The following is a 13,316-nucleotide window of genomic DNA, read 5'->3' as shown; positions in this document are numbered from 1 at the left end:
TTTTGATACTTTAGATTGAAAGTTTTGTCGTTATGCCGCATATTAAGAATGCCTTGTTGAGATTCCGGATTATTGACCGTGCCCTGAGAAATAATTATAAGCCTTATCCGACAAAAGCACAATTACGTGAGGCTTGTGAAGAAGCATTGTTCGGAAGCGTAGACGGGGCAAATATTTGTGATTCCACCATTGAGAAAGACATGTTCGCTATGAAGATGGAGCACGATGCGCCAATCAAATATTCCAAAAGATATAACGGGTATTACTATAGCGATCCGGAGTTTTCACTGGATGAAATTCCGCTGAATGAATCGGATATTGAAGCGATCCGTTTTGCGGCAAACACCCTGAGCCAGTTTAAGGACGTGGGCATGTTCAAGCAATTTGGCTTTGCGATCGATAAGATTGTGGACCGCGTGAATATTTCGAATGACATCAACGACAAATCCATTGAGCGTTTTGTAGAATTTGAAACTCCCGTTTCTTCGCGCGGAAGTGAATTCCTGAATCCCATTCTGAATGCGATCAAAGACGGAAAAGTCATCTATTTTGACTATGAAAGTTTCCAAACGCAAAAACGCAAAGCACGTAAAGTACTTCCGCTTTTACTGAAAGAATACCGCAATCGCTGGTACCTATTGTGTTACGACCTGATCAAGGAAGGAATCATTACGTATGGTTTGGACCGGATTTACGATCTTCAAAACTCGGAAGAAGTATTCCGTTCACCGATCCCGTTCAACCCGGACCAGTTCTTTGAGCACGCAATCGGGATTACGGCCAGTAACGGCAAGCCGGAAACCGTTGTTTTCAAAGCAGATAATATTGCAGCAAAATACATTGAATCGCAGCCTTTCCATGCATCGCAAAGACTGATCAAGGAAGGGAAGAACAAATCTACCTTCGAGATGAAAGTCTATATTTCGGAAGAATTGATCCGGAGCATCATGAGTTACGGAGGTGAAATCGTTGTGATAGAACCCGAATTATTGCGGAACCACATCATAGACCGGATCAAAGCCCTGGTAGAAAACTATCAATAGATCATTTTTTGATCAGGATTTGGGAGTTCGTTTTGGATTTTAAGATAAAAACACCTTCAACCTGGTCTTTAAAAACAACATCTGTGAATCCTTCGTGACAGGTCATTGTTAAACTCCCGGAAATATCTTCGCCGACCGAATTGAACACTTTCAGGGTTTCCAGTTCTGATTGATTACCGAAAACCCGGAAACGATCGATGATCGGATTCGGGAAGATCCTGATGTCGTTTTCCCCGATTTCCACTTTATTGTTGAACGAAATGGTTTTCAGAGATGTTTTCGTACCGTCAAAATCGTACTGATTGAGCCGGTAATAGCTGATTCCGTCCAGTGGATTGTCGTCCATTTTCTGATAAATTTCCTTCACGGAACTTTCGCCAGCGCCTTTGACGGTTAAAAGCCGGTTCCAGTCAATTCCATTCAAGGAGCGTTCCACTTCGAAGTAATCACTGTGGTGTTCCGATTCGGTTTCCCATTCCAAAAGAACGGATTGATCTACTTTCACGGCGGTGAAATCCAGGAATTCTACAGGAAGCGGATCTCCCAGAATATAATGAACCGTTCCGTTGAAAGCCCTGTTGGCCGTAACTGTCCCGAAAGGATAAGTAATTCCCGCTCCCCCATAAACGGTTAAATCGGAATTGGAAGTGATTGCTGAATAACCGGAATTGGTTGTGGTCAATACACCGGTAGACAGAATCGGATTGGAAGCCGTGATGTAGAAAGCATAGGTTTGTCCGGCAAGGATTGTTTTGTTGACCGGAACACTGATGGGTGTTGCCAGGTTCAGCCCGATACTCAAAAGAGAACCTTCCGATCCCAGTAAAGTCCAGCTTGCCGCATTGGTTTCGAATCCGACGTAAGTTCCGGTTTTGAAATAAACTTCATAACCTCCGACGGATAAAGCCGGTAGATTTGCATCAAAACACGAAATGGTTACGGTATTTGTTGCTGTGATGTCAAACATAACTCCTTTGTTGGAACTGTTGCTTGCATAGGGCGCTACTGCATTCGATCCTCCGGCAATACATTGAGTAAAAGCATGATGGCCGATGAACAGGCAGCATGCGACCGAGAGAAATGTGGATTTCAACATGACCTGACGTAAATAATGGTTTACAGCAAGTTAAGGAAATTGAAGTAGAGTTTCCCGATTTTTAACACTTCCAAACCAAAATTTTAACGTTTAAATCCACCTTCGAAATGAAGGCTATCTTTTGGAAAATGATCCGGAGTATCATGAGTTCCGGAGGCGGGATCGCTGTGATCGAACCTGAATAATTGTGGAAACACATCATAAACCGGATCAAAGCCAGGTAGAAACTATCAATAAGTCATTTTTTGATCAAGATCTGAGAACTCGTTTTGGATTTCAGAATAAAAACGCCTTCCTGCTGATTTTCGAAATAAACCTCCGAATAACCATTGTGGCTGGTAATTGTCACGGCATCTGAAACGTCCTGGCCGATTGAATTATAAACCGTTAAATTCTTTAGTTCGGATTTATCGCCGAATACCATGACCCGTTCAGTGACCGGGTTCGGGGACACACGAATTTCATTTTCCGGGATTTCGATTTCGTTATTAAAGGATACGACTTTCATGACTGTTTTTGTTCCGTTCAGATCATATTGATTCAATCTGTAATAACTAATCTTTTCAAGCGGATCAGCATCCGTTTCGTGATAGTGTGTTGGTGAAGTGCTTTCACCCGCTGCCTCAGTGGTAACTAGCCTTTCCCAATCCCAACCATTTGCGGAACGTTCAATTTCGAAGTAATCGCTGTTATGTTCGGTTTCTGTCTGCCATTCCAGCCGGGCAGAATAATTTGACCTGGTGGCTGAAAAATCAACAAATTCTACTGCCAGTGTATTTCCAAGCGTGTAGTGGGCTGTACCATTAAAACTCCGGTTTAATTTAACCGTATTGAAAGGATAGTTCACCCCGATTCCTCCCCAGATTGCCATGTCTTCATTAGCAGAGATTAGTACATAACCGGGATTGTCCGTAGTGAGAAGCCCGGTAGACAAGGCTGAGTCCGAAGACGTAATGTAGAATGCATAGGTTTGTCCTGCCTGCATAACCGCATTAACCGGGATTTCCAAAGCAGTTCCCGTATTTAGACCGGCACTTTGAATAGCTGTGGAAGAACCGATAAGTTGCCAGTTCTCCGGTTTAATTTCCGAACCGATGTAGGTTCCGGGCCTGTAATAAATTTCATAGTTCCCGATTGAAGAAGCGGGAAGATTCGCCTCGAAACAGGTGATGGTAACAGTTTTCGATGGTAAAATGTCAAACATAACTCCTTTGTCGGAGGTATTGCTTACATAGGGTGCTACTAAACTTGATCCCACGTTTGTGCATTGAGAGTAGTGCGGACCGATTAAAAAGCAGCATGTGAATAAGAGAATGGCGGATTTCAACATGGTCTGTATTTATAATGGTTGGGGGCAAGATAATTAAATCGAAATACATTTTTCAAATTTTTTTGAACTGAAAATTAAATTTTAACAACTCTGAAAGCCCTTTGTTTAAAAGGCTTTGCTGAAAATTAGTTATAAGTTATTCTTTTTCAGATAATTTTTAAACGGCAATTATAGTTGACGGTTTTAGATAGAAATTTTAAAAATATAAGTGCGGGATTTAAAATTTGAATGAAATTTCAGGACTTAGGTGTTTAAACATCCGGTCGACTGTAGATGTGGTAATATACGAACCCGGCAATCGCGAAGATTTATCTGAAATCAGCATGTCGGGAAAGTGCTTTTTCTATCTTTGTTTAAAAAATCAAGAATGACACTGATTCAAGAATTTAAAAATGGGGTTTGTACGCTTACGCTAAACAGGCCGCAGGTTTTCAATAGTTTTAATAAAGAAATGGCGATGGCTTTGCAAAAGGCTCTGGATGATTGCGAAAAGGATGAGAAAGTCCGGGCTATTGTCATTAAAGGAGAAGGAAAGGCGTTTTGTGCTGGTCAGGATTTAGCAGAAGCAACGGATCCGAACGGCCCTGAAATGCAATCCATTGTAAAAGATCATTACAATCCGATTATTGAGCGAATCAGAACTATCGAGAAACCGATAATTGCAGGAGTAAACGGAGTTGCTGCCGGAGCAGGAGCAAACATCGCACTGGCTTGTGACTTGACGATCGCCAGGGAATCTGCATCTTTTATTCAGGCGTTTTCGAAAATCGGGTTAATTCCTGATTCCGGCGGAACATTTTTCCTGCCGCGTTTGGTTGGTATGCAAAAAGCGATGGCACTGATGATGACCGGTGAGAAAGTTTCTGCCAATGACGCTGCAGCAATGAATATGATCTACAAATCAGTTTCAGACGAATCTTTTGAAGAAGAGTTGACGAAGCTAGCAGAAAATATGGCTTCAATGCCAACTTATGGCTTAGGTTTGACAAAACGCGCCATGAATGCAAGCTTCACGAATAACCTGACAGAACAGCTGGCAGTTGAAGAACAATTGCAGACGCTTGCAGGAAAATCGGAAGATTTCGCGGAAGGTGTGAATGCGTTTATGGAGAAAAGAAGCCCGGTTTTTAAGGGAAAATAGTTCGGATAAATTATCAATTATGAATTATCAATTGAGTAAGAGGGGAGCTTCCCTTGATAATTGATAATTCTTTCATTCATAATTAATGAAAAGTAGAATAGGGGTACTAGGTGCCGGAACGATGGGAGCAGGAATTGCTCAGGTAGCGGCTCAATCGGGGCACGAGGTTGTGTTGGTAGATGTAAACCAGGTGCAACTGGATAAAGCGAAACTGTCCTTGAATAAAGTACTGGATCGCATGATTGAAAAGGGAAACCTGGATGAAAACGGGAAAAATGATTTGTTGAACCGGATGATTTTTTCGACCCAATTGACGGATTTCAGAGGATCGGAGTTGGTCATTGAAGCCATTGTTGAGAAACTGGAAGTCAAACATGCTGTTTTCAAAGAGATCGAAGAAATTGTCGGATTGGAATGTATCATTGCTTCGAATACTTCTTCCTTGTCTATTGCGTCGATCGGTTCCGTATTGAAATTTCCTTCACGCGTGATTGGGATTCATTTTTTCAATCCTGCGCCGCTGATGCCATTGGTTGAGATCATTCCGGCCGTTCAAACGAGCGAAGAAACGTTGAATACCGCAAAATCGATCATTGATTCCTGGGGCAAGCTGACGGTTATTTGTAAAGACACTCCGGGATTTATTGTAAATCGCGTGGCACGACCTTTCTACGGAGAAGCATTGCGTATTTACGAAGAAGGAATTGCAGATTTTGCAACTATCGACTGGGCCATGACCGAATTGGCAGGTTTCAGAATGGGGCCGTTTACATTGATGGACTACATCGGGAATGACATTAATTATACAGTAACCGAAACCGTTTTTGCCGCATTCTATTATGATCCGCGTTTCAAACCGTCGTTTACTCAAAAGAGACATATGGAAGCCGGATTCCTGGGAAGAAAAACAGGAAGAGGGTATTACGATTATTCGGAAGGAGTGGAGATGCCTGCTCCGAAAAAGGACGAAAAAGTCGGACAGGAAATCGTGGACCGTATTTTAGCCATGCTGATCAATGAAGCTTATGACGCTTTGTTCCTGAATGTGGCAAGCCGGGAAGATATCGATACGGCTATGACCAAAGGAGTGAATTACCCGAAAGGACTGTTAGCCTGGTCGGAAGAAATAGGATTGAAAACGGTTCTTGCAAGATTGGAGAATCTTTTTGAGGAATACGGTGAAGACCGTTACAGACCGAACCCGTTATTGAAACGATTGGCGAAATAACATTAAATAGGAAAGAGGCTGTATCAAAACAGCCTCTTTTTTTGATCTTTTACCCGCCTGTGAGGCATTCACCGTGTATTTCATACAGATTGATGCCATTTTTTCTCCAACGTGTGACACAGTCTGGTTCCAGGTCATCGCAAGCGTCATAAATGGTTTCATACGGTGGTGCTGGGTTGATAGAAACCGGATAAGTTGTTGTTCCGATCTTGATGCTAATACCGGTTAAAGCGGTGACAATTCCGGGCGCGGGACTTGCAGGGTAAGAAAAATTCGCAGAGCTCCCTGTTGAAATAGTATGACAAACCGCTACATTACTTCCAGGCACGGGAGTATTGGTGCTGGAATAGCGAAGCTCCATGTAAAAACAAACTTCATACGGACAACCAGGAACAATGCTGGTATTGGAAACTGTCCATAAGGATGAAACCTTTGTTTGTGAAAATGTTGAAATGCTTAGCAGTATAAATACTGCAAATAATGTTGTTTTCATAATTCAAATGTTTGTTATGATTAAAATCAGTGTACAATGATCAATTTCTTATTGCTTACAATTTCCTGGTTGTGTTTGATCACACATAAATAGTTTCCATTCGTAAACTCGTTTGTCTGAACTGAACACTTACCGTCTCTTATCTGCTGTTGGCGGATTTTACGACCGGTCATGTCATAAACAATAACCGACCATTCACCCGAAAAATCCTGTTCCGTTGAAGTAATTTCAAATTTTACCAGATCATTCGCAGGGTTCGGGTACATGTTCCATTCAATCGCATGGGTTCCATCACCTCCGGCCAGAGCTTGCTTATTTCTGACATCATCTCCGGGAGCAATCATCGTACAAGGAATAACTGTTAATAATGCCGGCTCACTTGCAACGGTATTACATCCCGTCATGATACACCGAAACAGGAATCCGTTCAGTGAGGGTGTCGGATTTAAAACAGTCATCGTTGCGGATAGGTTATTTTGAAATACAGCTGGCAGATAATTGTAACAATAATCCCAGTTTAGACCATTGTCAGCACTGTATATCCAGGTATAGGAACCAACATTTACAGCATTAACGGAAAATACCGCATCGGGGGCAGGAACAGAAGGAGAATAACAGACTTCGACCTCATTCACCTGGCTGTAACTGACATTTCCTTCGATAATAATGATACGGATTTCGGAAGAAGTTATTCCGGAACAATTGGTGACACTAACCCGCGCAACAATGACCTGGTAACTCCATAAGGTATAAATATATGGATTATAAACCGGAGGAGTCAGGGTGAACAATCCGGTGGAATTTGTTCCAAGGCTCACATAACTGCTGGTACTATTGTTCCAGATTTCCCAGCTGTAGGTAAAAGGTGCTGTTCCAGCTGAAGAAGAAGCATTCAGGGGGATATTCTGGTAAGGACAATAAGTATTGGTAGGATTCAAACTAAGAATCGGAGCAGCACTGTTATCGGTGAATGAAGCAAGAAATACATCTCGGCCACTTGGACTAAATGTGCCGGAAACCCCTGTTAGTGTGGTGGAAACATCAATACTCCCGGCACAATGTACTTTTCCGTTTCCATAGGTGGAGATGAAAGAGCGCGATAAGCTGTTCATGTTATAGATCGCCCAGGGATTGGCTGATTGGAATATCCCGTTTGTGTTTATCTTAAAGATCATGGTATTGGCTTGCTGCGGACTCGTGATTGCCTGTGCCGTCGAAGCTACATCCGTAAAGGAAGGATTTGTACCTTCGGTATTTATGCCCACAAATATCTGGTCGCACGGTCCTTTTGTGAGCGAAACCACTTCTGTTCCGGAAGCTGATCTTCGGCCAAAGCATTTCCACAATGAATATCCTGTACCGGAACTTAGTTTCACTACGTAGACATGATTTGGTGAGGTAGTTACTACCTGAACGGCATCATATCCTGAAGATTTGGGAAATTGAAGGTAATAATCCGTCGTAGTATGAGCTTTTACCCATCCGCTGATATAGATGTCGTTCAGATCGTCGACAATAATAGATGATGGAGTGCTTATGGTGTTATTCAATGTAGCATTGGTTACTTTCGCCCAGGATACATTTCCCGATGTATTGTATTTCGCATAGATGGTTGCCGTACCACTATTATTGCTCGTTACCGGAATGGTATTGGTTATTCCTTTTACGGTATAACTTCCACCGCTTAATTTTCCGCTTACAATAACATTGTTGCTGTGATCAATACATAATCCTGTTGAATAAGGATTGCTTGTAAGATTATCGTTTGTGAAATTCACTGCCCGGACCGAACTTCCGGTAGCGGGGTTCAGCCAAAGTAAGTAAGAACCGGTCACAACCGAACCTCCGCCCAGAATAATGGGAGATGTTCGGACGATCCTGCCGGTAGCTACCAATGTTGTTCCGTCTTCACTGATTTTAATATCAGCCATACATTCGGGATCTGTAGCGTATGCACCGATTCCGTTCCGGAACCATTTCAGGACCCCGGTTTTGGAATATTTGGCAATAAATCCTCTTGCAGCTCCGGCCGCCCCGACACCGTTGTATAAAGTACCTGCAGGTGAAGATACATGGGCAGAATCATACAAGGTGCAAACATCGCTGTACATCCCGCACACATAAGTGTTTCCTGAATTGTCCGTAGAAACGGAAGAAATTTGTGCACCATATGCGGAACAAATGCGTGTTGCCCACTCGATCGTGTTATTGGGTTTGTATTTGACAATGAAACTATTTAGGTTTGAATTAGTGGGATCTGAACTGAACGTTACCCAAGGGAGGGAATATGTTCCGAATAGCGAATTTCCCCTATAAGTTCCTACAACAACTTTGCTTCCGTCCATTTGTTCTGCAACACCTGTTGAACTTTGGGTATTTGCTCCTCCGGAATTGACGGCCGTACTCCAGTTTTGAGCATGGGCTGTCCAGGTTAATCCTGCTGCCAGGATTACTAATGTAAAAAGTGATTTCATAAATATGGTACTAAATAATGGTTACCTACTCTGTTAAGGCTTTTCGGTGTGCGCCGCTATTGAAAACTGCAGTTGAACCAAATCTAAAACAGAATTTTCCACGGGTCAATACCATAAATAGTACTTCTTCACAAATTAAATGACGTTGATATTTTCCAGGTAGGCAATTAGTTGAGGTGTATTGGATGTTTCAGTTTTTGCAAGCAGGTTTTTCCGGTATTTGTCAATGGAATGCTTGGAGAGGAAAATTCTGTCGGCAACTTGCTGACTGGTCATTCCTTGTTTCAGCAATTGACAGATTTTGATTTCGTTGTCTGTAAAGATGTTTACTCTGGAATTGTATTGGCTCAGGTAACCGTGCATTATCTCCACACTGTTTGCTTCATCTTTGATCTTGAAGAAATAATTGACCAGGTTACTTTTGGGTGGTTCGATCGGTACAGAAATCTGTGCAAGATTGACAAGCGGAATATTGGTTGCCGCGTCACACTCCAGAATGTTGTTGGTCTCCAGTATTTTGTGGTAATTTCCATTTGCATCGCGCATACGGTAAGAAATACAAAAATGCCCGATTCCTTTGGTGCTTATCGGCATGTTCATCAATCCTTCCAGGCAGAGGTAATACAACTTTCCAAAAGCCTCCTGGTCCTCCGGATGCACAATCTCAAGAATTTTTTCGGCAGTTATTTCCTGATTCTGATAACCGAAATAGGTGTCGAATCCTTCTGCGGCTAAATGCTCATAAGTTTGAAAGTCAAGCACGGAGTAAGCCTGGACGACGCTTCTGAAGGGTGAATTCTTCAATGAGTCTACGATGTGCTGTTTTTGCAGATCCGTTAGCGGTGTGGTGCGATCTGCAATAGCTTGTTTGCAGAATGTTTTGAAAAGGGATGTCAGTTCGTTCATAGTGTTCGTTAAATACCTGTTAGATTAACGAATAAAAACGAAAAACGGTTAATTCCTTCCCACTTTTTTAGCAGGAAGGAATTCATGAAGAAGATTTTTAGGAGATCAATTCTGCCTCCAAAGTCAATTCGAAACTAAAAGCTCCGCTTACCGGACAGTTTTCTTTTGCTCCCTGTGCAATTTTTTGGAATTCATGGTTGGAAATTCCGGGTATTTTTGCCGTTAACTTCAATGCCGAAAGTGTAATTTTTCCGTTATCCAGCGTAATGCTTGAACTGGTTCTCAATTCTTCCGGATTGTAACCGGCTTCTGTCAGATCGGCACTCAGTTTCATCGTGAAACAACCTGCATGTGCTGCAGCCAGTAATTCTTCCGGGTTTGTACCGACTCCCTCAGCAAAACGGGAATTGAACGAATATTGTGTTTTGTTCAAGGTGGTACTTTGCGTGGTAATGTGTCCGCTTCCTTCTTTGATTGTTCCGTTCCAAACGGCTTCTGCTTTTCTCTTCATGGTGTTTGTTTTTAATGATGAAACCAAATTCAGGGAAGGATTTCTTAGTGTGCTTTCCCTTCACTAACCCATTTTCCAAAACAACCGGACAGTTACCGGCCACTTTGATTCCGGTAAGATAACGTATTTTATGAGTTCATTATTTCCAGGTTTTCAATACTTTTTCAGCCTGTTTGGAGTAAAATCCTTTTTGGTTCCTGATTTTGACAAATAATTCTTTTGCGCTGTTCTTATCACCGTTCGCCAGGCGGCTTTCTGCCAAGTACCATTCTGCCTCGTCATTGAAATTGGAAAATTCCAGTTGCAGACAGGCGGAAAAGTTTACGCAGGCTTCGTTATATTGTCCCAGATTGTAATAACACCAACCGGCATAAAAACGGGCATTCACATCATCCGGGTAATTTTTAAGGATTTCATTGAAACGGGAAAGTGCCTGTTTCCATTTTCCCCTGTTCGTGTAGTTGAGGGATTTATCCAGGTAGTCCATATAAGGAATGTTCACCAGTTTCCTTTGCGGTTCTTCCGGAACTACATCGTCTTTGTCTTTCTGATCGGCGGGAACTCCGGTAAGGATGATCTGTTCGATCTGAACACTTGGCTTGGTCCTGTATTGGGAATAATCAATCGCTTTCAGGTCCTGCAGATAGATTTCCTTGGCAATTTTCTGCCTGGATACCGTCACCGGTTTTTGCTCAATCACGGGAGGAAGCGGTTCCAGAACCAATTGGGGGAAGGGAATATCGATTAGTTCTTCCTTTTTAGTTTCCGCCGGAATGTTTTTGATCTCCGTTTGAGAAGTTTTTATTTCCCGCACGGTAATCTGGTCTTTTTGAGGAATTGCTTTCAATGTATCGATCTCCTCCGGAATGTGAATATCCGTATTTTCAACCTTCACAAGCAACGGTTTTTTGTTTGCAACGGTTGCCGAAGGATTGCGAAGCAGGAAAAATGCGAGGATCCCAAGGGCCAAAATAGATACACCTAATAGATAAGGAGTAAAATTGATTTTGGGGAAGTTCATTTTGCGGTCCAGTTGTTTCATTTTCGAAAACGGTACATTGGATTGCTTCCATCCTTCAAGTGCATCACGGTCAAAATCGCTCAGATGTTCATTGGAATCTTCCTTCGGGAAATGCTGTAAGAGCTTCTCAAATTCGTTTCGGGATATGTAATCTTTATTCTTCATGACTTTCCATCCAGATTTTTAAATTTCTTTTTCCATTTTGAATCGAACTTTTCACACTATTTAAAGGAATATTCAATTCATCACTAATTTCCTGGTAGCTTTTGTCCTTTAAATAGAACAATTCGATGCAGATTCGCTGCTCATCCTTTAAATGTTGGATAGCTTGTTCCAGTTTTGTCAGCCTGGATTCCTTTTCATGAAGTTCTTCCGTTTCGGCTGTTTCTGCCTGCAGCAGGTTTTCATGAATAGGTGTTTGATGTGTTTTTTGCTTGCGCAGATGGATCAGGCACTCATTTTTAGTAACCTGGTATAACCAGGATTTGAAATGCTGGATCGTGTGTTTCTCAATTTTCTGATTCAATTCTCCGAAGATTTTCATGGTTGTGTCCTCCGCATCTTCATAGCGTTTCAGGTATTTGATGCAGGTTCCTAATACCAAATGACTATAACGCTCATATAATAAAGGTATGGTAAACACATTTTCTTCCTGTTTATAAAGCTGTATCAGCTCCAGGTCCGACAGATTGCTGTACCTTTTATGTCCGCGTTGAAACAACATCATGACAAAGAGATGCATCAGGTGAAATAATTCCATAAACGAGTTATACTATATATAAAAGTAAGCACTTAAATTTATACCTGTTATGAGTGGACTGAAAAGAATTGGGGTTTTGACCTCGGGAGGAGATTCCCCGGGTATGAATGCGTGTATTCGTGCGGTTGTGAAAGCCGGTATCGGGAAAGGCCTGAAAGTATTCGGGATAGAAGACGGATATAAAGGAATGATTGAAGATCGGATTCGTCCCTTAACTTATAAGGATGTAAATAACATTATCCATTTGGGAGGTACCATTCTCGGAACTGCCAGAAGCGATGCTTTTAAAACTGCTGAAGGACGAGAAGAGGCTGTTGCCAATTTAAAAAAACACCAGATAGAAGGACTAATCCTTATTGGCGGCGATGGAACTTATGCCGGGGGAATGGCTTTAACCCGGGAATTTGACATTCCGGTGATCGGATTACCGGGAACAATAGATAATGATATTCATGGCACAGACTTTACAATAGGATACGATACCTGTTTGAATACGGTTGTTGAAGCGGTCGACAAGATACGGGATACGGCTTCGAGTCATCACCGGGTGTTCTTTGTGGAAGTAATGGGAAGAGCTTCCGGGTATATTGCATTGAATAGTGCAATAGCAAGTGGCGCAGAATCCGTGTTGATTCCTGAAACTTTAACGGATATTGAGTTACTTGCCCGTGAAATAAAAAATCAAAACAAAGGAATTCGCAGTTCTATTATTATAGTAGCGGAAGGTGATGAGGAAGGCGGAGCAAAAGAAATCATGGAAAAAGTGAAACCTTTTTTAGAGGGCTACGAACTGAGGTATTCTGTTTTGGGGCATATTCAACGTGGCGGAAGTCCATCTGCAAGCGACCGGATCCTGGCAACAAGGATGGGAGCGAAGGCTGTTGACTTATTAATAGAAGGAAAAAAATCGGTCATGATCGGCCAAATCGGAAAAGATTTGGTGTTTCAAAATATTCTGGAAGGCACTACCGGAAACGTTCCAAAGGACGATTCCGGCATAGAACTGCTGAAGTCACTCCTTACTAAAGGATAAAATTCAAAAAAAGTTTAAACTTTAAAAACTATTGTTTCAACGAGTTAGCAGTTTGCCGGAAACTTTTTCACAAAATAATCTTAAAAAAGGCTTGTTAAAGTGGAATAAGTGAGTACCTTTGCCACCGCTTAGAACGATAGGCGCTTCGGAAATGGAGAGATTGAAAAGGAGGGAAAAGAGGAAATCAAAAAAAAGTTTTTAAAAAGCTTTGCAGAATAAAAAAGATGATTACCTTTGCACCCCGCAAACGAGCAAAGGGCTGACAAGTGAGAGTTTAAAA

At 42.0% G+C, this 13,316-nt stretch carries 12 protein-coding genes; 4 read left to right on the top strand and 8 right to left on the bottom strand.

Annotation, left to right across the window (positions count from 1 at the left end; translation table 11 throughout):
* The first annotated feature begins 32 nt into the window (after nucleotides 1-32).
* Nucleotides 33-1,043, top strand: a complete 1,011-nt coding sequence (locus ABDW02_RS19510; protein WP_343637621.1) for a WYL domain-containing protein — start codon at nucleotides 33-35, stop codon at nucleotides 1,041-1,043.
* Between the two features lies 1 nt (nucleotide 1,044).
* On the opposite strand, the gene ABDW02_RS19505 is transcribed toward ABDW02_RS19510, so the two are convergent.
* Together ABDW02_RS19505 and ABDW02_RS19500 are read right to left on the bottom strand one after the other, a co-directional pair.
* On the bottom strand, nucleotides 1,045-2,139 hold the full coding sequence (locus ABDW02_RS19505; protein ID WP_343637619.1) for a hypothetical protein: 1,095 nt from the start codon (nucleotides 2,137-2,139) through the stop codon (nucleotides 1,045-1,047).
* Nucleotides 2,140-2,377: 238 nt separating this feature from the next.
* Nucleotides 2,378-3,397: a hypothetical protein gene (locus tag ABDW02_RS19500; RefSeq protein ID WP_343637617.1), complete on the bottom strand. Its 1,020-nt coding sequence runs from the start codon at nucleotides 3,395-3,397 to the stop codon at nucleotides 2,378-2,380.
* A gap of 439 nt (nucleotides 3,398-3,836) precedes the next feature.
* On the opposite strand from ABDW02_RS19500, the gene ABDW02_RS19495 reads away from it, so the two are divergent.
* Both ABDW02_RS19495 and ABDW02_RS19490 read left to right on the top strand, forming a co-directional pair.
* On the top strand, nucleotides 3,837-4,610 hold the full coding sequence (locus ABDW02_RS19495; protein ID WP_343637615.1) for an enoyl-CoA hydratase-related protein: 774 nt from the start codon (nucleotides 3,837-3,839) through the stop codon (nucleotides 4,608-4,610).
* A gap of 85 nt (nucleotides 4,611-4,695) precedes the next feature.
* A complete protein-coding gene (locus ABDW02_RS19490; RefSeq protein ID WP_343637613.1) occupies nucleotides 4,696-5,838 on the top strand; it encodes a 3-hydroxyacyl-CoA dehydrogenase NAD-binding domain-containing protein in 1,143 nt (380 codons plus the stop codon).
* Between the two features lie 49 nt (nucleotides 5,839-5,887).
* Here the strand turns inward: ABDW02_RS19490 and ABDW02_RS19485 are convergent, their stop codons facing one another.
* From ABDW02_RS19485 to ABDW02_RS19460, 6 genes are all read right to left on the bottom strand, one after another.
* A complete protein-coding gene (locus ABDW02_RS19485; protein ID WP_343637611.1) occupies nucleotides 5,888-6,331 on the bottom strand; it encodes a hypothetical protein in 444 nt (147 codons plus the stop codon).
* Nucleotides 6,332-6,357: 26 nt separating this feature from the next.
* A complete protein-coding gene (locus tag ABDW02_RS19480; protein ID WP_343637609.1) occupies nucleotides 6,358-8,805 on the bottom strand; it encodes a T9SS type A sorting domain-containing protein in 2,448 nt (815 codons plus the stop codon).
* A gap of 135 nt (nucleotides 8,806-8,940) precedes the next feature.
* The gene (locus tag ABDW02_RS19475; RefSeq protein WP_343637607.1) at nucleotides 8,941-9,711 is read right to left on the bottom strand and encodes a LuxR C-terminal-related transcriptional regulator; all 771 of its coding nucleotides are present in this window, start codon (nucleotides 9,709-9,711) and stop codon (nucleotides 8,941-8,943) included.
* A gap of 97 nt (nucleotides 9,712-9,808) precedes the next feature.
* The gene (locus tag ABDW02_RS19470) at nucleotides 9,809-10,222 is read right to left on the bottom strand and encodes an OsmC family protein (RefSeq protein WP_343637606.1); all 414 of its coding nucleotides are present in this window, start codon (nucleotides 10,220-10,222) and stop codon (nucleotides 9,809-9,811) included.
* Between the two features lie 139 nt (nucleotides 10,223-10,361).
* Complete coding sequence (locus ABDW02_RS19465; RefSeq protein WP_343637605.1) at nucleotides 10,362-11,408, bottom strand: tetratricopeptide repeat protein; 1,047 nt, start codon at nucleotides 11,406-11,408, stop codon at nucleotides 10,362-10,364.
* On the bottom strand, nucleotides 11,398-12,003 hold the full coding sequence (locus ABDW02_RS19460; protein WP_343637604.1) for a sigma-70 family RNA polymerase sigma factor: 606 nt from the start codon (nucleotides 12,001-12,003) through the stop codon (nucleotides 11,398-11,400). Before ABDW02_RS19460 ends, ABDW02_RS19465 begins: the two co-directional genes overlap by 11 nt.
* Nucleotides 12,004-12,052: 49 nt before the next feature.
* Between ABDW02_RS19460 and pfkA the strand changes: the two genes are divergently transcribed.
* On the top strand, nucleotides 12,053-13,036 hold the full coding sequence (pfkA, locus tag ABDW02_RS19455; RefSeq protein ID WP_343637602.1) for a 6-phosphofructokinase: 984 nt from the start codon (nucleotides 12,053-12,055) through the stop codon (nucleotides 13,034-13,036).
* Nucleotides 13,037-13,316: the final 280 nt, after the last annotated feature.

It is taken from the genome of Fluviicola sp., from assembly GCF_039596395.1.
Lineage (GTDB): Bacteria > Bacteroidota > Bacteroidia > Flavobacteriales_D > Crocinitomicaceae > Fluviicola.
The sequence above is the reverse complement of the archived record's forward strand: the minus strand, read 5'-3'. Positions and strand labels throughout refer to the sequence as shown.

Bases quoted from the DNA above. Each gene is read 5' to 3' on its own strand.
- ABDW02_RS19510 (WP_343637621.1), top strand. From the start codon at position 33: ATGCCGCATATTAAGAATGCCTTGTTGAGATTCCGGATTATTGACCGT.
- ABDW02_RS19505 (WP_343637619.1), bottom strand. From the start codon at position 2,139: ATGTTGAAATCCACATTTCTCTCGGTCGCATGCTGCCTGTTCATCGGC.
- ABDW02_RS19495 (WP_343637615.1), top strand. From the start codon at position 3,837: ATGACACTGATTCAAGAATTTAAAAATGGGGTTTGTACGCTTACGCTA.
- ABDW02_RS19490 (WP_343637613.1), top strand. From the start codon at position 4,696: ATGAAAAGTAGAATAGGGGTACTAGGTGCCGGAACGATGGGAGCAGGA.
- ABDW02_RS19485 (WP_343637611.1), bottom strand. From the start codon at position 6,331: ATGAAAACAACATTATTTGCAGTATTTATACTGCTAAGCATTTCAACA.
- ABDW02_RS19480 (WP_343637609.1), bottom strand. From the start codon at position 8,805: ATGAAATCACTTTTTACATTAGTAATCCTGGCAGCAGGATTAACCTGG.
- ABDW02_RS19475 (WP_343637607.1), bottom strand. From the start codon at position 9,711: ATGAACGAACTGACATCCCTTTTCAAAACATTCTGCAAACAAGCTATT.
- ABDW02_RS19470 (WP_343637606.1), bottom strand. From the start codon at position 10,222: ATGAAGAGAAAAGCAGAAGCCGTTTGGAACGGAACAATCAAAGAAGGA.
- ABDW02_RS19465 (WP_343637605.1), bottom strand. From the start codon at position 11,408: ATGAAGAATAAAGATTACATATCCCGAAACGAATTTGAGAAGCTCTTA.
- ABDW02_RS19460 (WP_343637604.1), bottom strand. From the start codon at position 12,003: ATGGAATTATTTCACCTGATGCATCTCTTTGTCATGATGTTGTTTCAA.
- pfkA (WP_343637602.1), top strand. From the start codon at position 12,053: ATGAGTGGACTGAAAAGAATTGGGGTTTTGACCTCGGGAGGAGATTCC.